The sequence below is a fragment of the Leclercia sp. W17 genome, assembly GCF_003336325.1.
In the GTDB taxonomy this organism is placed as follows: Bacteria; Pseudomonadota; Gammaproteobacteria; order Enterobacterales; family Enterobacteriaceae; genus Enterobacter.
The window spans coordinates 3,686,906-3,708,402 of the sequence record NZ_CP031101.1; the positions used below are offsets into that span (position 1 = coordinate 3,686,906).

17 protein-coding genes and 1 other annotated feature are annotated in these 21,497 nt (G+C 57.8%); of the genes, 7 read left to right on the forward strand and 10 right to left on the reverse strand.

Going from position 1 to position 21,497, the window contains the following annotated elements:
- Window positions 1-10: 10 nt before the first annotated feature.
- Together DVA44_RS18340 and DVA44_RS18345 are read left to right on the forward strand one after the other, a co-directional pair.
- Entirely contained in the window at window positions 11-2,155 is a 2,145-nt protein-coding gene (locus DVA44_RS18340; RefSeq protein ID WP_114388450.1) for a hypothetical protein, read from the forward strand.
- Window positions 2,125-2,841, forward strand: coding sequence for a DUF3142 domain-containing protein (locus DVA44_RS18345; protein WP_114387757.1), 717 nt, complete (start codon window positions 2,125-2,127; stop codon window positions 2,839-2,841). The genes DVA44_RS18340 and DVA44_RS18345 overlap by 31 nt, the downstream gene beginning before the upstream one ends.
- Here the strand turns inward: DVA44_RS18345 and cueR are convergent.
- Window positions 2,838-3,248, reverse strand: coding sequence for a Cu(I)-responsive transcriptional regulator (cueR, locus tag DVA44_RS18350; RefSeq protein ID WP_114387758.1), 411 nt, complete (start codon window positions 3,246-3,248; stop codon window positions 2,838-2,840). The two genes, DVA44_RS18345 and cueR, sit on opposite strands and share 4 nt — an antisense overlap.
- A gap of 106 nt (window positions 3,249-3,354) precedes the next feature.
- On the opposite strand from cueR, the gene copA reads away from it, so the two are divergent.
- The 3 genes from copA (at window position 3,355) to ybaK (ending at window position 7,402) form a co-directional block, all read left to right on the forward strand.
- The gene (gene copA, locus DVA44_RS18355; protein ID WP_114387759.1) at window positions 3,355-5,853 is read left to right on the forward strand and encodes a copper-exporting P-type ATPase CopA; all 2,499 of its coding nucleotides are present in this window, start codon (window positions 3,355-3,357) and stop codon (window positions 5,851-5,853) included.
- A gap of 75 nt (window positions 5,854-5,928) precedes the next feature.
- Window positions 5,929-6,723: a TraB/GumN family protein gene (locus DVA44_RS18360; RefSeq protein ID WP_114387760.1), complete on the forward strand. Its 795-nt coding sequence runs from the start codon at window positions 5,929-5,931 to the stop codon at window positions 6,721-6,723.
- 199 nt (window positions 6,724-6,922) lie between these two features.
- Window positions 6,923-7,402 carry a Cys-tRNA(Pro)/Cys-tRNA(Cys) deacylase YbaK gene (gene ybaK, locus DVA44_RS18365; protein ID WP_114387761.1) on the forward strand — a complete coding sequence of 160 codons (480 nt, stop codon included), beginning with the start codon at window positions 6,923-6,925 and terminating at the stop codon, window positions 7,400-7,402.
- 110 nt (window positions 7,403-7,512) lie between these two features.
- Here the strand turns inward: ybaK and ushA are convergent, their stop codons facing one another.
- The gene (gene ushA / locus DVA44_RS18370) at window positions 7,513-9,165 is read right to left on the reverse strand and encodes a bifunctional UDP-sugar hydrolase/5'-nucleotidase UshA (RefSeq protein ID WP_114387762.1); all 1,653 of its coding nucleotides are present in this window, start codon (window positions 9,163-9,165) and stop codon (window positions 7,513-7,515) included.
- Between the two features lie 163 nt (window positions 9,166-9,328).
- Here ushA and DVA44_RS18375 point away from each other — a divergent pair, with 163 nt between their 5' ends.
- Both DVA44_RS18375 and ybaL read left to right on the forward strand, forming a co-directional pair.
- Window positions 9,329-10,534 (forward strand): MFS transporter, encoded by a 1,206-nt coding sequence (locus DVA44_RS18375; RefSeq protein WP_039032418.1) that lies wholly within the window; start codon window positions 9,329-9,331, stop codon window positions 10,532-10,534.
- Window positions 10,535-10,767: 233 nt separating this feature from the next.
- On the forward strand, window positions 10,768-12,432 hold the full coding sequence (ybaL, locus tag DVA44_RS18380) for a YbaL family putative K(+) efflux transporter (RefSeq protein ID WP_114388451.1): 1,665 nt from the start codon (window positions 10,768-10,770) through the stop codon (window positions 12,430-12,432).
- Between the two features lie 75 nt (window positions 12,433-12,507).
- Here the strand turns inward: ybaL and gsk are convergent, their stop codons facing one another.
- From gsk to apt, 8 genes are all read right to left on the reverse strand, one after another.
- Window positions 12,508-13,812, reverse strand: a complete 1,305-nt coding sequence (gsk, locus tag DVA44_RS18385; RefSeq protein WP_114315738.1) for an inosine/guanosine kinase — start codon at window positions 13,810-13,812, stop codon at window positions 12,508-12,510.
- A 62-nt stretch (window positions 13,813-13,874) separates the two neighbouring features.
- Window positions 13,875-14,837: a ferrochelatase gene (gene hemH, locus DVA44_RS18390; protein ID WP_103824076.1), complete on the reverse strand. Its 963-nt coding sequence runs from the start codon at window positions 14,835-14,837 to the stop codon at window positions 13,875-13,877.
- 246 nt (window positions 14,838-15,083) lie between these two features.
- Window positions 15,084-15,728, reverse strand: coding sequence for an adenylate kinase (adk, locus tag DVA44_RS18395; protein ID WP_114387763.1), 645 nt, complete (start codon window positions 15,726-15,728; stop codon window positions 15,084-15,086).
- A 179-nt stretch (window positions 15,729-15,907) separates the two neighbouring features.
- Complete coding sequence (gene htpG, locus DVA44_RS18400) at window positions 15,908-17,782, reverse strand: molecular chaperone HtpG (RefSeq protein ID WP_114387764.1); 1,875 nt, start codon at window positions 17,780-17,782, stop codon at window positions 15,908-15,910.
- 111 nt (window positions 17,783-17,893) lie between these two features.
- Entirely contained in the window at window positions 17,894-18,499 is a 606-nt protein-coding gene (recR, locus tag DVA44_RS18405; protein WP_103178512.1) for a recombination mediator RecR, read from the reverse strand.
- A complete protein-coding gene (locus DVA44_RS18410) occupies window positions 18,499-18,831 on the reverse strand; it encodes a YbaB/EbfC family nucleoid-associated protein (protein ID WP_014882811.1) in 333 nt (110 codons plus the stop codon). The genes recR and DVA44_RS18410 overlap by 1 nt, the downstream gene beginning before the upstream one ends.
- Before the next feature lie 53 nt (window positions 18,832-18,884).
- Window positions 18,885-20,813 (reverse strand): DNA polymerase III subunit gamma/tau, encoded by a 1,929-nt coding sequence (gene dnaX / locus DVA44_RS18415; protein WP_114387765.1) that lies wholly within the window; start codon window positions 20,811-20,813, stop codon window positions 18,885-18,887.
- Window positions 19,491-19,555 (reverse strand) — a sequence feature (DnaX frameshifting element). (Overlaps the previous gene by 65 nt.)
- A gap of 89 nt (window positions 20,814-20,902) precedes the next feature.
- On the reverse strand, window positions 20,903-21,454 hold the full coding sequence (gene apt / locus DVA44_RS18420; protein WP_010428187.1) for an adenine phosphoribosyltransferase: 552 nt from the start codon (window positions 21,452-21,454) through the stop codon (window positions 20,903-20,905).
- Window positions 21,455-21,497 lie beyond the last annotated feature (43 nt).

Here is a 21,497-nt window from a genome sequence, read left to right on the forward strand (position 1 = left end):
GAATAGCATGATGGTCAGGAAGACAACGCTGGCACTCAGCGTTAGCGCCTTACTGGCGAGCGCCGCGCCGGCATTTGCCTCATTTGATATGGAAGACTGCAACTGGAGCGATGAGCACTGTCTGCTGAAAGGCGACCCGGTGCTGACGCCCGGCAACGACTCCCGCGACAATCTGCTGCGCCTGCTGAGCGAAGCCAAATCCTTTGCCCTGCCCGTGCAGTCGATGCCTGCGGATATCACCCGCTCCCGGGATTTCTATTTTGCTTACCACCCGGAGTGGGATGACCTGGAAGATCCGGTCACCCCAGCCGCGGACAAACCCGCTGAAGAGAGCCTTCTCAGCCAGCAGCTGGCCGCATTGCAGCTCGAGGCCGTTGACACCCGGCAGGATGGCGAGCAGGAAAACCGCTTCGTCTCGAACAGTGCCGACAGCCTCAGCCAGTTTTTTGCCGCGCTGCTGGCCGACGACGCGCTGACGGCGGAACAGCGCCATGCCCTGGGGCAGGCGCGTCTGGGGCTCTACTCTGGCGCAACCGATGAGCAGATCTCCGCCTCCCTGACGACCCTTCCTGCCCACTCTTCAGCCCTGCTGTATAAAACCTATCTGACCGGGGCGGCCCGTTTTTATGGTGGCGATTATGACGAGGCAGATCGGGCGTTTACCTCGCTCGTTGACAGCGATCGTCCGTGGCTGGCAGAGACCGCGGGCTATATGCTGATGCGCACGGCGCTGAACAAAAGCAGCCAGAACAGCACCGGAGAATATGGCGATTTTGATATCGACCGCATCGACCGCCCGGCCGCTGAACAGGCGCAGAAAGCGGCCCAGACCTACCTCCAGCGCTGGCCGGAGGGGCGTTACGCCGATTCGGCGCGCGGTATGCTGCGCCGCATCAACTGGTATTTGCAGGCGTGGCCGCAGCTGGCAGAGCTGTACGAGCAGCGGTTCCAGCAGGCTGAGGATGCTGAGGCGCTGCGCGGCCTGGTGACCGAATACGATAATGTCTACGGCATGCAGTTCTACGGTCGCGCCGTGCGGGAGGCCTTCCCCGACGCGCCGCAGGTCAGCTATATCGAGCTGCTGCGCGCCCTTCGCCTGAACAGCGACGAGAAACCGACCCTGACGCAGGAGGATCTCAACAGCAGCAAACCGGCGTTTGAACAGAGCGGCAAGCTGGCGCTGTGGCGCAATTTACAGTTGAACCTGTGGCAGGCGACGAATAACCCTGCCGCCATCCTTCAGGCCGTTAAACCGGCAGAAACACTCCCGGCGCACGATATTGTCGCCTTCAGCGAGCAGGTACTGTACGGCGACGCGCTGATGGCGCAAAAGCAGTGGCCTGCGGCGCGTGATTTCTGGCTTAAGCTGCTGAAACTCAGCCAGGATGCTGAACAGCAGCAGTACGTGCAGTCCAGACTGGCGGCCACCCTGGTCTATAGCGGCAATACAGAGGCGATCTTTGCCGCGGATAGCGCCATCACCAGCCTGCGTTATCGCTCCCGGGTGTTGAAAGCGGTAGCCTCGCCTGAGCGGTTACGTCAGCAGGCCAGTCAGGGACCCAACAATGAAGAGCGGACCATTGCGCTGCATACCTTGCTGGTGCGCGATTTAACGGAGAACCGCTTTAGCGACTGGTTAAATGACAGAAAGCTCGCCAGCGCGATAACCTCGCCAGTCATTGGCAAAGCGTTTGACGATGTTAACCTGAGCGTATTCGACTGGAATGGTGATGCCGCCGAAGCCGGTTATGTGTGTCGTAGTCTGGATAAAACCGTTCAGGTGCTCAGCCAGAACGCCGAAGATGCCCATGCCCTGAACTGTCTGGGCGAGTTTTTCCGCACAACCAATACCCGTGTCGATCTGTGGAAAGAGAGCGCGGGTAACGGTCTGCTGGAGGCGGCCATCCACCGCAAAGAACCTTACGGGCAGTTCGACAGACAGGCTTACTACCAGCAGGTCATTACCTCACCGAAGGCGGAACATGAAGACAAGAGCTATGCGCTCTATCGGGCCATCATGTGCTACGCCCCGTCCGGCTATAACGAATGTGGCGGAACCGATGTGGACAAAGCCCAGCGCAAAGGCTGGTTCTCGCAGTTAAAAACGCAGTATCCGGGCAGTCCGTGGGCGCAAAAACTCAAATACTACTGGTAGCCGCGCTGCTGGCCGGAGAGGCGCAGGCGGCAGAAATTGTTACCGCCCACGAACATCCGGCCTTCTGGCTCTGGTCAGGGGTGAAGGCCAGCGACGCACTGAAAGAGGCGCAAACGGTCTATCTCCATCAGGGCGAAGTGCTGGCCCGGCCCAATGAGGTGGTGTTTCAGCGCCTCGGCTTGCCGGTCAGTCGCCTGACCTTTCCCTCCATCTGGCTGACCGTGCGCTTTACCACCCTTGAGGTACCGCCGACCATCGTGCCGAGAATTGTCCGCCTGATGCAGCGCTGGCAGGCCGCAGGAAATCAGGTAGTAGGTTTGCAAGTCGATTTTGATGCCGCTACCCACCAGCTGGCGGACTACGCGCGCTTTTTGCGCACACTTCGCCAGCAATTGCCGCCTGAATTCGCGCTGGGGGTGACCGGGCTACTGGACTGGGCGAAAACCGGTGATGTTGCCACGCTGAATAGCCTGGCAGTGGATGAAATGGTGATCCAGAGCTATCAGGGCCGCCATACGGTAGCCAACTATCAGGCCTATCTGCCCGCGCTTGCCCGGCTGCGCATTCCCTTTAAGCTCGGGCTGGTACAAAACGGTCAGCGGGATGTGCAGGCCGAAGCGCAACTGCGAAAATCTCCCTGGTATCGCGGTACGGTGGTGTTTATGCTCAACCCGGCCCGGCGTTAAGCCTTCGCTTTGCGGTGACAGCAGCCGGAGAGATTATCGATGATCGGGCAGTCGGCGCTCTCATCCCCCGGGCAGCTCTCTGCCAGGGCCAGCAGCCGATCGCGCATCGCCTGTAGCTCTACAATATGCCGCTCAATTTCGGCCACCTTATCCAGCGTCCGGCTTTTTACATCGGCGCTGTGGCGGGCAGGATCGTTAAACAGCGTCACCAGATCGCCGCACTCATCCAGATTGAACCCTACCTGACGCGCCTGGCGCAGCAGCGTCAGTTCATCAAGGTGCTTTTGCGTATAGCTCCGGTAGCCGTTCTCACTGCGCAGCGGCGGTGTCACCAGCCCTTTCTCTTCGTAAAAACGAATCGCTTTGCTGGTTAAGCCAGTTTTTTTGGCAACATCACTGATATTCACGTTTCCCCCTTGACCTTCCCCTTGATGGAAGGTTTAACCTTGATAACAGTTAGATGAAAGTGTCTCTCCGGTCAATATCTGGCTGGAGATTTATAAGGAGCTAATTATGTCTCAAACCATCGATCTGACACTGGACGGCCTCTCCTGCGGCCACTGTGTCAAACGCGTTAAAGAGAGTCTGGAGCAACGCCCGGACGTTGAGCATGCAGAGGTGACCATCGAGCACGCGGTCGTCACCGGCAGCGCCAGCGCCGATGCCCTGATCGACACCATCAAACAGGCCGGTTACGGTGCGGCGTTAAGCCACCCAAAGGCTGATCCGCTGACAGCGTCAACAACTCCGTCGGAAGCACTGACAGCGGACCCCTCTGAGCTTCCGGCAGCTCACGACAGTGATGACAGCCAACAGCTGTTGATCAACGGCATGAGCTGCGCCAGCTGCGTCACCCGGGTGCAGGATGCCCTGCAGGCGGTTCCGGGTGTGGCACAGGCACGGGTCAATCTGGCGGAACGCACTGCGCTGGTGATGGGCAGTGCTTCCGCCACTGATTTAGTGCAGGCTGTTGAAAAAGCGGGCTATGGCGCCGAAGCGATTGAGGATGACGTCGAACGGCGGGCGCGCCAGCAGGAGTCGGCCATCGCCACCATGAAACGTTTTCGCTGGCAGGCGATTGTTGCCCTGCTGGTAGGTATCCCGGTGATGGGCTGGGGTATGCTCGGCGACAACATGATGGTTACCGACGATAACCGCACGCTGTGGCTGGCGATTGGCGTGCTCACCCTCGGAGTGATGATCTTCGCGGGTGGCCACTTTTATACCAGCGCCTGGAAGAGCCTGAAAAACCGCACCGCCACCATGGACACCCTGGTGGCGCTGGGTACCGGCGCGGCGTGGCTCTACTCGATGAGCGTAAACCTCTGGCCGCAGTGGTTCCCGATGGAAGCGCGCCATCTCTACTATGAAGCCAGCGCGATGATTATCGGCCTGATTAACCTCGGCCATATGCTGGAGGCGCGGGCCCGCCAGCGCTCCTCAAAAGCGCTGGAGAGATTGCTCGATTTAACCCCGCCAACCGCCCGGGTAGTGACCGAACAAGGTGAACAAAACCTGCCGCTGGCCGAGGTTCAGGCGGGTATGATCCTGCGCCTGACCACCGGCGATCGCGTCCCGGTGGACGGGGAGATCACCCAGGGCGAAGCCTGGTTTGACGAAGCGATGCTTACCGGCGAGCCTGTGCCGCAGCAGAAAAGTGACGGGGAGAGCGTCCACGCCGGTACGGTGGTGCAGGATGGCAGCGTGCTGTTCCGCGCAAGCGCTGTCGGCAGCCACACTACGCTGTCGCGCATCATCCGCATGGTGCGTCAGGCCCAGAGCAGCAAGCCGGAGATTGGCAAGCTGGCGGATAAAATTTCCGCCATCTTCGTGCCGGTAGTGGTGGGTATCGCTCTGTTCAGCGCCGCTATCTGGTACTTTTTTGGCCCCGCGCCGCAGATTGTTTACACCCTGGTGATCGCCACCACGGTGCTGATCATCGCCTGCCCTTGCGCCCTGGGGCTGGCGACGCCGATGTCGATTATCTCCGGCGTCGGGCGTGCCGCGGAGTCGGGCGTGCTGGTGCGCGACGCCGACGCCCTGCAACGCGCCAGCACTCTGGATACGCTGGTCTTTGATAAAACCGGTACCCTCACCGAGGGTAAACCGCAGGTGGTAGCCATCCATACCCTGAACGGGATAAGCGAAGCCGATGCTCTGCATCTGGCCGCCGCGCTCGAACAGGGTTCCAGCCACCCGCTGGCGCGGGCGATTCTGGAGAAAGCAGATAGCGCCCTGCCGCAGGTAAATAACTTCCGCACTCTGCGCGGGCTGGGTGTCAGTGGGGAGGTCGATGGCCATACGCTGCTGCTGGGCAACCAGGCGCTGCTGACCGAAAACGGAATTGATACCGGGGCGCTGAATGAACATCTGCAAAAGTATGCCTCGCAGGGGGCAACGCCGGTACTGCTGGCGATTAACGGCGAGGCCACGGCGCTGTTTGCCATCCGCGATCCGCTGCGCGCAGACAGCGTGGCTGCGCTGCAACGCCTGCACCGGGAGGGTTATCGTCTGGTGATGTTGACCGGCGATAACGTCACTACCGCACAGGCTATCGCCAGCGAGGCCGGTATTGATGAGGTGATTGCGGGCGTACTGCCGGATGGCAAAGCGGATGCGATTATCAAACTGCAGGGCCAGGGCCGCCGGGTGGCAATGATAGGCGACGGCATCAACGATGCCCCGGCGCTGGCACAGGCTGATGTCGGGATTGCTATGGGCGGTGGCAGCGATGTCGCTATCGAAACGGCGGCGATAACCCTGATGCGCCACAGTCTGACCGGCGTGGCCGACGCGCTCGCCATCTCGAAAGCAACCCTGCGCAACATGAAGCAGAATTTGCTGGGAGCCTTTATCTATAACGCCTTCGGTATTCCTATCGCCGCCGGGATCTTATGGCCGCTGACCGGCACGCTACTGAACCCGGTGGTGGCGGGTGCCGCTATGGCCCTCTCCTCTATTACGGTGGTCAGCAACGCCAACCGCCTGTTGCGCTTTAAACCTAAAGCTTGAGGTTGTGGCAGGACAAGGACGTCTTGCGCCACTCCTCCCCACGCGCTAGCATGAATTTTTCATCAGGGAGCGCGTATGGGTCTGTTTCAACGTCTGAAAGCATCGTTTCGCGCCCTCTTCCCCCGCCGCTATCGCTGGCCTGGTCTTGATATCACCCTTCCCGGCGGACAGCATCTGCATCTGGTCGGCAGTATCCATATGGGGACGCGGGATATGTCTCCCCTGCCCGATGGCCTGGTTACCCGCTTGCATCACGCCGACGCGCTGATCGTCGAAGCGGATATCTCCGGGGATGAGTCGCCCTTCGCAGGGCTTGCGATCCCGCCTCCGCTGGCGGAGCGTCTCAGCCCGACCCAGCTTACGGAACTGCAACGGGTCGCCGAGGAGCTTGGATTATCGCTTAATCAGCTTGAGAGCCAGCCGCTGTGGCAGATCGCCATGGTATTGCAGGCTACCCAGGCGCAGCGGTTGGGGTTGCGGGGAGATTATGGCATCGATTACCAATTGCTGAATGCCGCGCGTACGCAGAACCTACCGGTCATTGAGCTGGAAGGAGCTGCCAGCCAGATCGCCCTGCTGCGCCAGATGCCAGACGACGGTTTGCTGCTGCTGGAAGATACCCTGACTCACTGGCACACCAATGCCCGCCTGCTGCAAACCATGGTGAGCTGGTGGCTGGATTCCCCCCCTGTCGTCGACAAGCTGGCGCTTCCGGCGACCTTCAGCGAATCGCTGTATGATGTGCTGATGCATGAGCGTAATCAGGCGTGGTGCGAAAAGCTGCACGCATTGCCGGCCGGGCGGTATGTGGTGGCGGTAGGGGCGTTGCATCTGTACGGCGAGGGGAATTTGCCGTCGCTGCTGAGATAAAAAAGTGGCCAATATTTCTATTGGCCCGTCAAAGAGGAATTTCATCATTGTTATTATGCCGGAGGAGACCCCCGGTTCAGCAGATTGTCGCTCAAAGTGACCATCACTGCCAACACTATTGCGCAAGATGGTGCTATTTTTTAGCCGCTTTTCAGGCGTATTCTTAAGGCGTTTATTGTCCGGGCTAAGAAGGATTGCTATGACTCCCGCCGTTAAATTACTCGAAAAAAACAAGATTTCGTTTCGGATCCACAGCTATGACCACGATCCGGCTGAAACCAATTTTGGTGATGAAGTGGTGCGTAAACTAGGTCTGAATGCGGATCAGGTCTATAAAACATTGCTGGTCGCGGTCAATGGCGATATGAAACATCTCGCCGTGGCGGTGACCCCGGTTGCCAGTCAGCTGGATCTGAAGAAAGTGGCCAAAGCGCTGGGCGCCAAAAAAGTGGATATGGCCGACCCGATGGTGGCGCAACGCACCACGGGGTATCTGGTGGGGGGTATCAGCCCACTGGGGCAGAAGAAGCGCCTGCCGACGCTGATTGATGCGCCTTCACAGGAATTTGAAACGATCTATATTTCCGGCGGCAAGCGCGGGATGGATATTGAACTGGCGGCGAGCGATCTGGCGAAAATGCTGGATGCGCAGTTTGCGGACATCGCGCGCCGGGATTAAAAAATCGCCGGGTGGCGCTGCGCTTACCCGGCCTACAAAACCCAAAACCGTTAAAACCGTTCGAACCGTAGGCCGGGTAAGGCGAAGCCGCCACCCGGCACTGACGGCGCTTACTGCCAGCTCACTTCACCCTGCGGTTCATAGGCATTCACATCCAGCGGTGAGTTCTGCTGGATGTACTGCTTCAGCACCTCGGCATCAATAAAGCCGGTATTCACATAGCCGGGTTTATCATCAATGTGCGGATAACCATCGCCGCCGGTGGCGTTGAAGCTCAAGGTCGCCATACGGTAGGTTTTTGCCGGATCAACCGGTTCACCCTTGATCTTCAGGTCGTTGAGCACCCCACCCTTCGCCACAAAGCTCACGTTGGCAAACTGCGGATAGGCCCCGGAGTCCGGTTTCATCTGCGCCACCGCGGTGAGATAGTCGGTGACCTCTTTGCCGCTCATATCGACATAGACCAGCACGTTGCCGAACGGCTGCACCTTGAGGACATCTTTATAGGTGATATCGCCGCCCTCAATGGAGTCGCGGATGCCGCCGCCGCTCATCACCGCAAAATCGGCATTGGTGCGCGCCATTTGCGCGGCCAGGATCAGATGGCCCATATTGGTCTGGACGAAGCGCACCTTGCTGCGATCGCCTTCCAGTCTGCCATTGAGCGTGCCGATCTTCACATCCAGCTGCGCTTTACCTTTATTCTGGAACGGCGTCAGCAGGGAGAGCATCTGTGGGTTTTCCGCAATTTCTGGCGTATAGAGAACGCGCTCGCTCTGGCCGTTATCGTAGGTCACCTTCTTCTTCAGGTTGACCGGGATGAGCTGGTAGTGGACCAGCTTCATCTCGCCGTTACGGAATTCGAAATCGGCCCGGCCCACATATTTGCCCCACTCGTGCGCCTGCACAATCCAGATGCCGTTCTGCTTATCGGGCGCGCACGGCGTGCCTGGCACGTAGTCCACCTGCTTTTTATTTTCCGAGGCCATGCAGACCGGATCCTGGGAGTGACCGCCCACGATCATCGCCAGGGAGCCCGCAGGCAGGCTGCGCGCCATCTCGACATCCCCTGGCGCATTCGAGCCATGCTCGCCGTTATCGTAATGGCCCATATGGGTAGTAGCGATAATCACGTCCGGCTTTTCGTTCTGCTGTAACTCCTGGATCACCAGCTTCGCTTCGTCAGCCGGTTTACGGAATTCGATATCAGTAAAATATTCCGGGTTGCCGATTTTCGCCGTATCGTCGGTGGTCAGCCCCACCACCGCAATTTTAATATCCTGGCGTTTGAAAATGGCCCAGGGTTTAAATAAGCGCTCGCCGGTGCTTTTCTGATAAATATTGGCGGAGAGGAACGGGAATTTGGCCCACTTCTCCTGCTGGCGTAATACTTCGATGGGATTATCAAACTCATGGTTGCCCACGGCCATCGCATCGTAGCCAATCAAATTCATGCCGCGAAAATCGGGTTCAGCGTCCTGTAAATCTGATTCCGGCACGCCGGTATTAATGTCGCCGCCGGAGAGGAGCAGCACACTGCCGCCTTTTGCCGCCACCTCTTTACGGATCCCATCCACCAGAGTTTTCTGTGCTGAAAGACCATATTCGCCATATTCGCTGCGCCAGAAGTGGCCGTGGTGATCGTTGGTATGCAGGATGGTGATGTTATAGGTTTTATCTTTTTCCCAGGCCTGGGCCGGCAGACTGAGCAGCCCACACGCCGCAATGATTGCCAGCGCGACGCCTCGCTTCATTAACTTCATTTCTTCACTCCCTGATGCATAGACAAACGCAAAAATTACAATGAGTAATCAGAATAGACAAATATGTTTTCAGAATTGCGACTTTCCTCAAATGTCGGGGAAAGGTATGTTAGGCGGATAATAATTACATCCTGCACTTCCTATAACAATCGACGTGGTATTTATGGCAATCAGTGAATCTACTCCACCGGTGTCGGCTGCTAAGGCTCGCACCTCATTTGGTATTCTCGGTGCAATCAGTCTTTCGCATCTGCTGAACGATATGATCCAGTCGCTTATTCTGGCGATCTACCCCTTATTGCAGTCCGAGTTCTCTCTTACCTTCGTGCAGATCGGCATGATCACCCTCACCTTCCAGCTGGCGTCGTCGCTGCTGCAACCGGTGGTGGGCTACTGGACGGATAAATATCCGATGCCGTGGTCGCTGCCGATTGGCATGTGCTTTACTCTGAGCGGCCTGATCCTGCTGGCGATGGCCGGGAGCTTTGAAGGGGTACTGGTGGCTGCCGCGCTGGTGGGCACCGGCTCGTCGGTATTTCACCCGGAGTCGTCCCGCGTGGCGCGTATGGCCTCCGGTGGCCGTCACGGACTGGCGCAGTCGCTGTTCCAGGTGGGCGGTAACTTCGGCAGCTCCCTCGGCCCGCTGCTGGCGGCGGTAATTATTGCCCCCTATGGCAAAGGGAACGTGGCCTGGTTTGTGCTGGCCGCGCTGCTGGCGATCGTGGTGCTGGCACAGATCAGCCGCTGGTACGCCGCCCAGCACCGGGTTAATAAGGGCAAACCAAAAGCGCCGGTTATCAATCCCCTTCCGCGTAACAAGGTTATTCTGGCGGTCAGCATCCTGCTGATGCTGATTTTCTCCAAATATTTCTATATGGCGAGCATCAGCAGCTATTACACCTTTTACCTGATGGAAAAATTCGGATTATCGGTACAAAACGCCCAGTTTCATCTCTTCGCCTTCCTGTTTGCCGTCGCCGCCGGGACCTTTATTGGTGGGCCATTGGGTGACAAAATTGGGCGTAAATATGTGATTTGGGGCTCTATCCTTGGCGTTGCGCCTTTCACCCTTATTTTGCCCTACGCAACCCTGTGGTGGACGGGTGTTTTAACCGTGATCATTGGTTTTATTCTTGCCTCTGCGTTTTCTGCCATTCTGGTCTATGCCCAGGAGTTGCTTCCGGGGCGTATCGGCATGGTATCCGGGCTGTTTTTTGGTTTCGCTTTCGGCATGGGCGGCCTTGGCGCGGCGGTATTAGGCCTGATTGCAGACCATACCAGCATCTTTTTGGTCTACAAAATCTGCGCTTTCCTGCCTCTTCTCGGGATGTTGACTATATTCCTGCCTGATAACCGGCATAAATCCTGATTTATCTGCGGTCAAACTTCTGGTTTGGCCGCGCCCTTTCCTTATGTCATCGGCCTTTCTTTACATTACTTCTGATAAATTCCCCGCACAGTCTTTCACCTCGCTCTTATTGCTGTTTTTGCCAAAATTCAATAATTATTCATAAACATAATCATTAATTCTGTCATAAACTATTACACGGTTTTTGGTTTGCGGACCAAAAATGGAGTCATACAGCAACGAAAGGAGACGGAATGCACCACGCCACACCGCTTATCACCACCATTGTTGGTGGACTTGTACTCGCTTTTATTCTCGGCATGATTGCCAATAAACTGCGCATTTCCCCTCTGGTGGGCTATTTATTGGCGGGCGTGTTAGCAGGGCCTTTTACACCCGGTTTTGTTGCTGATACGAAACTCGCTCCGGAGCTGGCAGAGCTTGGCGTGATCCTGCTGATGTTCGGTGTGGGTTTGCATTTCTCCGTTAAGGATTTGATGGCGGTAAAGTCCATTGCCATTCCCGGCGCGATCGCCCAGATAGCCGTGGCGACGTTGTTGGGTATGGCGCTTTCAGCGATGCTGGGCTGGCCGCTGATGACCGGCATCGTGTTTGGCCTCTGTCTTTCTACCGCCAGTACCGTGGTGCTGCTGCGCGCGCTTGAAGAGAGACAGCTGATTGACAGCCAGCGGGGGCAGATCGCCATCGGCTGGCTGATTGTTGAAGATCTGGTGATGGTCTTAACCCTGGTGCTGCTGCCTGCCATCGCCGGCATGCTGGAAAAAGAGAATGTCGGTTTAGCCTCGCTGGCGCTCGATATGAGTATTACCATCGGTAAGGTAGTGGCGTTTATTGCCATTATGATGCTGGTGGGCCGCCGCCTGGTGCCGTGGATCCTTGCCCGCAGCGCGTCGACCGGCTCGCGTGAACTGTTCACCCTCTCGGTGCTGGCGCTGGCGCTGGGTATTGCGTTCGGGGCCGTGGAGCTGTTCGATGTCTCCTTCGCGCTGGGGGCCTTCTTTGCCGGGATGGTGCTGAACGAATCGGAGCTGAGCCACCGCGCCGCCCACGATACCCTGCCCCTGCGCGACGCCTTTGCGGTGCTGTTCTTCGTCTCGGTAGGGATGCTGTTCAACCCGATGATCCTCATTGAACAGCCGCTGGCGGTGCTCGGCACGCTGGCCATCATTATCTTCGGTAAGTCACTCGCCGCTTTCTTCCTGGTGCGTATGTTCGGCCACTCGCCGCGTACCGCGCTGACTATTGCCGCCAGTCTCGCCCAGATTGGTGAATTTGCCTTTATTCTCGCCGGGCTGGGCATGGCGCTGGATCTGCTGCCTCAGGCCGGGCAAAACCTGGTGCTGGCGGGGGCGATCCTCTCAATTATGCTCAACCCGATACTGTTCGCGCTGCTGGAAAAATACCTCGATAAAACCGAAACCCTGGACGATCAGACGCTGGAAGAGGCCATTGAGGATGAGAAGCAGATCCCGGTGGATATCTGTAACCACGCCCTGCTGGTGGGTTTTGGCCGCGTCGGCAGTCTGCTGGGTGAGAAGCTAATGGCCCAGGGCATTCCACTGGTGGTGATTGAAAACTCCCGTACCCGCGTGGATGAGCTGCGCGCGCGCGGGATCCGTGCGGTGCTGGGGAATGCGGCGAACGAAGAGATCATGAATCTGGCGCATCTCGACTGCGCGCGCTGGCTGCTGCTGACCATTCCCAACGGCTATGAAGCGGGTGAAATTGTCGCCTCGGCGCGAGAAAAGTGTCCGGATATTGAAATCATTGCCCGCGCCCATTACGACGACGAAGTGGATTACATCACCGAGCGTGGCGCGAATCAGGTGGTGATGGGTGAGCGCGAAATTGCGAATACGATGCTGGCGCTGCTGGAGAAAAAGGCGGTGATGGGGTAAAAAAAAGCCTGCTGGCGCTTCGCTTAGCAGGCTCACACGTCGCCCCGGCAAGCGCAGCGCCGCCGGGGGATGGGCTTATCTGTCCCAGTAGGACTCTTCCAGACTGTCTTCCCGCTCCGGCAGGCCGCGCGTTAAGCGCGGTGAGTGCTGGTTTAGCACCTGATAGCTCACGCGGTTTGCGTACTTACACACCTGGGCCAGCGACGAATAGGTCAGCCAGTTAAACTTGTGTTTGCTGGAGTTCGGCACGTTGGTACGGTGGAACGCGTTGGCAGTGATATCGTGCAGCAGCGCCGCCAGCGCGCCGTCGCCTGCGCCGTTGGTGTTCATGATCTTCTCCGGGCCGCCCATGTACGGGGCGATATGCGAGAAGATACGCAGCGGATTAACACAGTCTTTGTGGCGCATGGCGCGGCTGAATTCAAACTGGTTGAACTCGGCAATCGCCCCCGGCAGCAGCGGATGCTGGGTCTTGCGTTTTGCCTCTTCTTCGGTGAAGCCAGCCATATACAACCCTACCGGCCCGGCGGTGCAGAGCACCAGGTCGACCCAGTCCAGCGCCTTATCGGATGCCAGCAGCGGATCGCTCTCGCCGGTCAGGGCTTCGGCCTCTTCTTCGTTCATCGCCAGAATCGAGACGTGCTCCTTCAGGAACGCCTGCCACCACTCCGGGTTATCGGCGATGACAAATTTGGTGCCCAGGGTCAGTACCACCGGCACGTTGTATTTCTTCGCGTATTCCACCGCCTTCATGGTCGCTTCCGGCATCGGCTCGCCGGGCTTGCAGCGCACCAGATAGGAGGTCAGCACCAGTGCAGATGCGCCGGCGATCACCTCTTCAGGAATACTCTCGGCGCGCAGTTGGTTCATATGGCCAGGGCTGATGGCGAAGGTGCGCTCGCCGGATTCACCGATCAGCGTAAAGCAGCGGCCAATCGCCCCGTCCACCCCCTGGAGGTAGTTCAGATCGGTACGACTGGAGGTGTTGCAGAGATAACGGTAGGCGTAACTGCCGATTTCAACATTGCTGCACATCACGCCCAGCAGCACGGAGCGGTCGTCCGCCAGCACGGAGTAGTTGTGCATGGTGTTGCCGATGGTCCCCCCGGCAAACTGATGGGTGATCAGGTTATCCCGCACCAGCTCCTGATAGAGCGCTTCCGCTACATCGTCTTCAATTACCAGAGAGTGCCCGGCGCTCAGGCCGTAACGTTCGACAAACGCATCGTCCACTTTTGCTTCAATATCCACCAGCGTCTGGTCGATACCCACCACCCAGGCGGCACTGGACTCATTTTCCGGCTGAATTTGCTGCAGCAGCGGATCGCGGGCGTTAACGGGAAAGTAGTGTTTGGATTTACGTTTACCGGGAAATTTCATGTTCTGAGCTATGAGTGACGGATGGGCCGGGAATGGTAGCACAAACCCGGCGCAGAGTGCGATCAGCGGCTGCGGGTCACCAGTGATGCCATCATCTCGATGTGCTCAGGATTATCGTTAAGCGCCGGAATATACTCGTACTTCGTCCCGCCCGCTTCGAGGAAGAACTCCCGGTTTTGCACCGCGATCTCTTCCAGGGTTTCCAGACAGTCTGACGCAAAGCCCGGCGACATCACCTGGATATGCTTCACGCCCTTCTCACCCAGCATTTTTAGCGTTTCATCGGTATAAGGGGTCAGCCACGGCTCGCGGCCAAAGCGCGACTGGAAGGTCATCATCACCTTCTCGGGCGGCAGGCCGAGGGCGGACACCAGCTCACGGGTGGTATCGCGGCAGCGCTGCGGATAGTCGTCCCCTTCGTTGGCGAATCGCTGCGGGATGCCGTGATAGGAGAGCAGCAGCAGATCCGGCTCGCCGTGTTTCTCAAACGACGCACGGGCGCTGCTGGCAAGGGCGTTGATATAGAGCTCGTTATCCGCGTAGTCGCGAATAAAGGTCACGCCAGGAATGCGACGACGGGTTGCCAGAATGCGCGCCAGCTCATCCCAGACGGCTGCCACGGTGGAGCAGGAGTACTGTGGATAGAGCGTCAGCACCACAATGTGATCAACGCCCTGCGCCAGCAGTTCATCGACGGCGCTTTTCAGGGAAGGTTTGCCGTAACTCATGCCCAGCGCTACCGGCATATCCGGCAGACGGGCAGCCAGTGCTTTCTCCTGACGACGGCTGTAGACCATCAGCGGCGAACCCTCTTCCATCCAGACGGACTGATAGAGCTTTGCCACGCGCGGCGAACGGATCGGCAGGATCACGCCGCGCAGCAAAGGCCACCACAGCAGGCGTGGGGTATCCACAACGCGCGTATCGCTTAAAAATTGTCGCAGGTAGCGTTTTACCGCCGCTGGAGTAGGTGCTTCGGGGGTTCCCAGATTGGCAAGCAGGATGCCGGTTTTCGCCTGACTCATTCACGCCTCATAACCTTTTAACAGGCTGATAAGTGTATCTGAAAAGTGCGTAAACGGAACCAATTGCAGTAAAAGGTAGAATGAGAATTTTTCTCACCCGGGGACCCGGGTGAGAACCCACATCATCCTTCAGGCTGCCTCTTTGTTGGCTGCGCACTCTCACCCCAGTCACATAGTAATCTATGTTCCTGGGGATTCGCGTGCTTGCCGCCGCGATGCAGCCCGAATGATTTAGTGGGGGCGTGATTAGCCGAGGATCTTTTCCAGCTCTGCACGCACATCAGCGACAGGCTTAGTACCGTCAACTTTTGCGTATTTGGTGTTACCCGCCTGCGCTTCTTTGCTGTAGTAGCCGATCAGCGGCGCGGTCATCTGATGGTATTCCACCAGGCGCTTACGCACGGTCTCTTCCTGATCGTCTTTACGGGTGGTCAGCTCTTCGCCGGTCACGTCGTCTTTACCTTCCACCTGCGGTGGATTGAACTTAACGTGGTAAACGCGGCCGGAAGCGGAGTGTACGCGACGACCGATGATACGGTCAACGATCAGTTCGTCCGGTACGTCGAACTCCAGCACGTAGTCTACGTTAATGCCCGCTTCTTTCATGGCATCCGCCTGCGGAATGGTACGTGGGAAGCCGTCCAGCAGGAAACCGTTACGGCAATCTTCCTGAGAAATGCGTTCTTTAACCAGAGCGATAACCAGCTCGTCGGTCACCAGTTTGCCGGCGTCCATAATGTCTTTCGCCTGTTTACCCAGCTCGGAGCCAGATTTAACAGCGGCACGCAGCATGTCACCCGTAGAGATTTGCGGAATACCGTATTTCTCCATGATGAACTGAGCCTGAGTTCCTTTACCCGCGCCCGGAGCGCCAAGCAGAATAATACGCATTGCGAAAATCCCCTCAAAAGTCGATTCAATTTTTCAAAAAGCGCTAAACAATACCACCAGAACGGGTATCGCTCAAGAAAGGCGGGCAGGCTGAAACGGTTAATGAGGGGAATTTATTAGTGGGTGCAGGCAGATAACCTGCACCCTTATCCTCTCTTCAGCGAAGAGAGGGAAGTAATTTACGCCAGCAGCAACGCATTCACGCGTTTGATGAACTGGTTAGGATCTTCCAGCGTGCCGCGCTCGGCCAGCAAAGATTGATCCAGCAGCAGTTCAACCCACTCGGCGAAGCGGGCTTCGTCCTGGGTCTCGGCTGCACGTTTCACCAGCGCGTGATCCGGGTTCAGTTCAAAGATGTATTTCACCTCCGGCACAGCCTGGCCCGCGGCGGCGAACAGCTTCGCCATCTGGGTACTCATCTCGTCAGCATCAGTGGTGACGATGGCAGGGGTATCGGTCAGACGGTGGGTGAAACGCACCTCTTTCACGCGATCGCCCAGATGGGTTTTCACGCGCTCAACAAACGGCTCCAGCGCTTTTTCTGCCTCTTTCGCGGTATCGTCCACTTCATCCGCCAGCTTGTCGATGGACTCATCGGCTTTGGCAACGGACTGGAACGCTTTGCCGCTGAACTCGGTCAGGTAGTTCATCATCCACTCATCGATGCGATCGGAAAGCAGCAGCACTTCGATGCCTTTCTTACGCAGCAGCTCCAGGTGCGGGCTGCTCTTCGCCGCGGCATAGCTGTCGGCGGTGATGTAGTAGATCTTCTCCTGCCCTTCTTTCATGCGGGAGATGTACTCTTCCAGCGACACGTTCTGCTCGGAAGAGTCGGTGTGCGTGGAGGCGAAGCGCAGCAGTTTGGCAATGGCTTCAACGTTAGACGGATCTTCCGCCGGGCCCTCTTTCAGCACCAGGCCGAACTGTTTCCAGAAGGTCTGGTATTTTTCGGCGTCGTCTTTCGCCAGCTTATCCAGCATCTGCAGGGCACGTTTGCTCAGCGCGGTGCGCAGATTACGGGTTACGGTGCTGTCCTGCAGGATCTCACGGGAGACGTTCAGCGGCAGATCGTTGGAATCAATCAGGCCGCGCACAAAGCGCAGGTAGTTCGGCATGAACTGTTCGGCTTCGTCCATGATGAACACGCGCTGCACGTACAGCTTCAGGCCGTGCTTGTGATCGCGGTTCCACATATCCCACGGTGCCTGCGCCGGGATGTAAAGCAGGCTGGTGTATTCCTGCTTCCCTTCCACACGGTTGTGGCTCCAGGTCAGCGGATCGGTAAAGTCATGGGCGATGTGCTTGTAGAACTCGTTGTATTCGTCGTCTTTGATTTCAGACTTGTTACGCGTCCACAGCGCCTGCGCCTTGTTGATCTTCTCCCAGGAGATGACGGTTTCGCCGTCTTTCTCTTCCTGTTTTTCGATCTCTACCGGCAGGGCGATATGGTCAGAATATTTGCTGATGATGGAGCGTACGCGCCAGTCGTTGAGGAAATCGTCTTCCCCTTCGCGCAGATGCAGGATGATCTCGGTGCCGCGATCGGCTTTGGTGATGTCAGCAACGGTGTACTCACCTTCGCCGTGGGATTCCCAGAATACGCCGTTTTCGGCGCTTTCGCCTGCCGCGCGGGTGCGTACGGTAACTTTATCCGCCACGATGAAGGCGGAGTAGAAGCCCACGCCGAACTGACCAATCAGCTGGCTGTCTTTCGCCTGATCGGAACCCATCGACTGCAGGAACGCTTTGGTGCCGGATTTAGCGATGGTGCCGAGATGGTCAATGGCTTCATCACGGGTCATACCGATGCCGTTGTCGGCGATGGTCAGGGTGCGGTTCTCTTTATCAAATGAGACACGCACGCGCAGTTCGCCGTCACCTTCATACAGCTCTGGCTTCGAGAGCGCACGAAAACGCAGCTTGTCTGCCGCATCAGAGGCGTTAGAGATAAGCTCGCGCAGGAAAATTTCTTTATTGGAATAAAGAGAATGGATCATCAGGTGCAGAAGCTGTTTTACCTCTGACTGGAAACCACGGGTTTCTTGTCCTTTCATACTAAGTCGACCTCAACAATGCCATTTAATGGGGTTTAAAAGCGTTGAGGGAGAGATGGGGATACGGGGGAAAGTTTTCAAGCGGAGGCCACGACTGCAGCCTCCGTTTGGTCAGAAATTAATCTTGTGACGTCCTGCCAGAGAGTGGGACAGCGTAGTGCCATCGACCATTTCCAGCTCACCGCCCACCGGCACACCGTGGGCAATTCGACTGGCGTCGACGCCCGACTCCGCGCACAGCTCGGCGATATAGTTGGCTGTCGCCTCCCCTTCCACCGTTGGGTTGGTGGCGAGGATCACCTCGTTAATCGTTTCCGATTTCAGGCGCTGTTCAAGGCGGTCCAGGCCGATATCATCCGGACCAATACCGTCCAGCGGCGACAGGTGCCCCATCAGCACAAAATAGCGGCCGGAAAACTGGCCGGTCTGCTCAATGGCATAGATGTCCGCAGGACTCTCCACCACGCAGATCTGACCATTTTCCTGACGACGCGGGTTGGCGCAGATGTTACACACCTCCTGCTCGGTAAAGGTGCGGCAGTCGGCACAGTGGCCAATTTCTGACATGGCGCGGGTCAGGGCCTGCGCCAGACGCATGCCGCCGCTACGATCGCGTTGCAGCAGGGTAAACGCCATGCGCTGCGCCGACTTCGGGCCTACGCCCGGCAGGCAGCGTAGCGCTTCCATTAACTGCGTAAGCAGCGGACTGGTTTGCATTAGAATGGCATCTTAAAGCCCGGTGGCAGCTGCATTCCGGAGGATACAGAGGCCATTTTTTCTTTCTGAGTTTCGTCGATACGGCGCGCAGCATCGTTGAATGCAGCGGCAACCAGATCTTCAAGCATCTCTTTGTCGTCTTCGAGCAGGCTTGGGTCGATCTCCACGCGACGGCAGTTGTGTGCGCCGTTGATGGTCACTTTGACCAGACCTGCGCCCGATTCGCCAGTGACTTCCATCTGTGCGATCTCTTCCTGCATCTTCTGCATTTTTTCCTGCATCTGCTGGGCCTGCTTCATCAGGCCACCCAGACCGCCTTTACCACCAAACATAGGCTTCTCTCTTCTTTCACGTTAAAGATAACAACCGTAAGTCAGACTCACGATCAAATGGGTCGAATACTCTCTTCATCCAGTTCTGCATCGAAGTAACGCTGCAGGGTCTGAATGTTATTATCCGCGATAATTGCCTCGCGCGCCTGCGCGAGCTTCTCTTCATAAATGGCCTGACGCCACTCCAGCGGGGTACGGACCGCCGGATTATCATCTTCAATGATAGTCAATTCAACCGGCGCGCCCTGTAATGTGGAGAGCGCCTCAGTCAGCACCTGCTGAGCGCTCGCCGAATTCAGGTGACGCTGGCCCGGACGCAGATGCAGGCAGATGCGGTTGCCCTCCTGCTCACGCCAGGCGTTGAGCGCAACCTGCTCCACCAGCTTCGGCAGCTTCAGTTTACTGACCTCTGCCGCCCAGGCATCGCGCGCAAGCGACTCTTCCGCCAGCTTCGCGGAGAGTTCCGGCGTTTTCTCGTGCTCCAGCGCCTTTTTCAGCGCCTTCGGCGTGGCAATCTCCACCTTCACCTCTTCGGTGACGGTGGTGGCTTTCCAGCGATAGGCTTCTTGCTTAACCGGCGCCTTCGGCTCAGAAGTGACCGATGCCGAACGCGACTGGACACGATCCGTGACCGAAGCCAGACGTTCAAGCGCGGCGTTATTTACCGGCCGCGCTCTTGCAGGCGCTGCCGGTTCACTCTTTTTTGGTCTGGGTGCTCCCTGCGCGCGCTGTAGCTGGCTGCGGGCAGCAAGCACCGAACTGGTGGCGTCCGACAGCGGCACATTTTGCGGCGATGGCGCTGCCGGCTGTACTGGCACCTGCTGCGGTGACATAACCGCCGTCGGCGCGGCCGGTGCGAACGACTGCGGCTGCACCTCGGGTTCCGGCAACGGCATGCGCGGATGGAACGCCAGCGCGCGCAGCAGGGTCATCTCAACCCCCATACGTCTGTCGGGCGCGAACGGCAGCTCTTTGCGGCCAATTAACAGGGTTTGATAGTAAAGCTGTACATCCGTTGGCGGAATGGTTCGCGCCAGCTCGCGCATCCGCTGTTCAATCGCGGCCATATCCGGGCCTAGCGCCGCCGGGGAGAGCTGCACCATCGCAATACGGTGCAGCAGGCTGAGCATCTCAACCAGCAGGGCTTCCCACTCCACGCCGCGTGAGGCCGAGGCGTTGACCAGCTCCATCACCCGCTCGCCGTTGGCCTCGACAACCGCTTCAATCAGCGACAGGGCCTGATCGTCATCCAGCGTGCCGAGCATGGTGCTCACCGCCTGAGTGGTCAGCTTGCCGTCGCCGCTGGCAATCGCCTGATCGGTCAGGCTGAGCGCATCGCGCAGGCTGCCATCGGCGGCACGCGCCAGCAGCTGCAGCGCCCGCGGTTCATGGGCAACCTGCTCTTCGTTCAGGATGTATTCGAGCCGATCGCGGATCTGCGTGACGTCCAGCGCCTTCAGGTGGAACTGCAGACAACGGGATAAGATAGTGACCGGCAGCTTTTGCGGATCGGTGGTCGCCAGCAGGAATTTAACGTGTGCAGGCGGTTCTTCCAGCGTTTTCAGCAGGGCGTTAAAGCTGTGGCGCGACAGCATGTGCACTTCATCGATCAGATAGACCTTGAAGCGGCCACGCGCCGGGGCGTACTGGACGTTATCCAGCAGATCGCGGGTATCTTCGACTTTGGTGCGCGATGCGGCATCGATCTCAATCAGATCGACAAAGCGCCCCTGCTCAATTTCACGGCAGTTATCGCACACGCCGCACGGCGTGGCGGTGATCCCGGTTTCGCAGTTAAGGCCTTTCGCCAGCAAACGGGCAATAGAGGTTTTACCGACGCCACGGGTGCCGGAAAAAAGCCAGGCGTGATGGATACGGCCTAGCGATAAGCTGTTCGCCAGGGCGGTCAGCACATGTTCCTGGCCGACAACGTCAGCAAAGGTTTGGGGTCGCCATTTACGGGCTAACACCTGATAACTCATGGGCAGGCTCTGCAACGCTGGAAGGTGGATATTCAGGGGGGTAATGCTAACACAACCTCACCCGTTGGGCGAGGTTGCGGGCGGGAGGATTAATGTCCCGGGAATGGCACGAGGCTGTAGCTGGTGATGCCCTGTTTTTCGAGGCGCTGTTCACCGCCCAGATCGAACAGGTTGATGATAAAGGCCGCATCGGTTACTTCACCACCCAGGCGACGGATCAGCTTCACGGTCGCTTCAATGGTGCCGCCGGTGGCCAGCAGATCGTCAACCACCAGCACTTTATCGCCAGGCTTGATCGCATCAACGTGGATCTCAAGCTGGTCGGTGCCGTACTCCAGCTCGTAGCTCTCGGCGATGGTTTCGCGAGGCAGTTTGCGCGGTTTACGCACCGGTACAAAGCCCACGCCCATTGCCAGCGCAACCGGGGCGCCAAACAGGAAACCACGGGCTTCGGTGCCTACAACTTTGGTGATCCCAGCGTTCTTATAACGCTCAACCAGCAGTTCAATGCTGAGCGCGTACGCTTTTGGGTCTTCCAGCAAGCTGGTGACATCACGGAAAAGAATGCCAGGCTTCGGATAATCCTGGATGCTTTTGATGCTGTTTTTAAGAAATTCAAGCTGCTGCGCAGTTGCGGTCATAAATGGATGCCTGATGAAAACGGTGTTACTCACGGAGCGGATA

Coding starts and splice junctions, on each gene's coding strand:
- DVA44_RS18375 (WP_039032418.1), top strand. CDS start 9,329: ATGGCAATCAGTGAATCTACTCCACCGGTGTCGGCTGCTAAGGCTCGC.
- dnaX (WP_114387765.1), bottom strand. CDS start 20,813: ATGAGTTATCAGGTGTTAGCCCGTAAATGGCGACCCCAAACCTTTGCT.
- ushA (WP_114387762.1), bottom strand. CDS start 9,165: ATGAAGTTAATGAAGCGAGGCGTCGCGCTGGCAATCATTGCGGCGTGT.
- copA (WP_114387759.1), top strand. CDS start 3,355: ATGTCTCAAACCATCGATCTGACACTGGACGGCCTCTCCTGCGGCCAC.
- DVA44_RS18410 (WP_014882811.1), bottom strand. CDS start 18,831: ATGTTTGGTGGTAAAGGCGGTCTGGGTGGCCTGATGAAGCAGGCCCAG.
- ybaK (WP_114387761.1), top strand. CDS start 6,923: ATGACTCCCGCCGTTAAATTACTCGAAAAAAACAAGATTTCGTTTCGG.
- adk (WP_114387763.1), bottom strand. CDS start 15,728: ATGCGTATTATTCTGCTTGGCGCTCCGGGCGCGGGTAAAGGAACTCAG.
- htpG (WP_114387764.1), bottom strand. CDS start 17,782: ATGAAAGGACAAGAAACCCGTGGTTTCCAGTCAGAGGTAAAACAGCTT.
- recR (WP_103178512.1), bottom strand. CDS start 18,499: ATGCAAACCAGTCCGCTGCTTACGCAGTTAATGGAAGCGCTACGCTGC.
- apt (WP_010428187.1), bottom strand. CDS start 21,454: ATGACCGCAACTGCGCAGCAGCTTGAATTTCTTAAAAACAGCATCAAA.
- gsk (WP_114315738.1), bottom strand. CDS start 13,812: ATGAAATTTCCCGGTAAACGTAAATCCAAACACTACTTTCCCGTTAAC.
- ybaL (WP_114388451.1), top strand. CDS start 10,768: ATGCACCACGCCACACCGCTTATCACCACCATTGTTGGTGGACTTGTA.
- DVA44_RS18360 (WP_114387760.1), top strand. CDS start 5,929: ATGGGTCTGTTTCAACGTCTGAAAGCATCGTTTCGCGCCCTCTTCCCC.
- hemH (WP_103824076.1), bottom strand. CDS start 14,837: ATGAGTCAGGCGAAAACCGGCATCCTGCTTGCCAATCTGGGAACCCCC.
- DVA44_RS18340 (WP_114388450.1), top strand. CDS start 11: ATGGTCAGGAAGACAACGCTGGCACTCAGCGTTAGCGCCTTACTGGCG.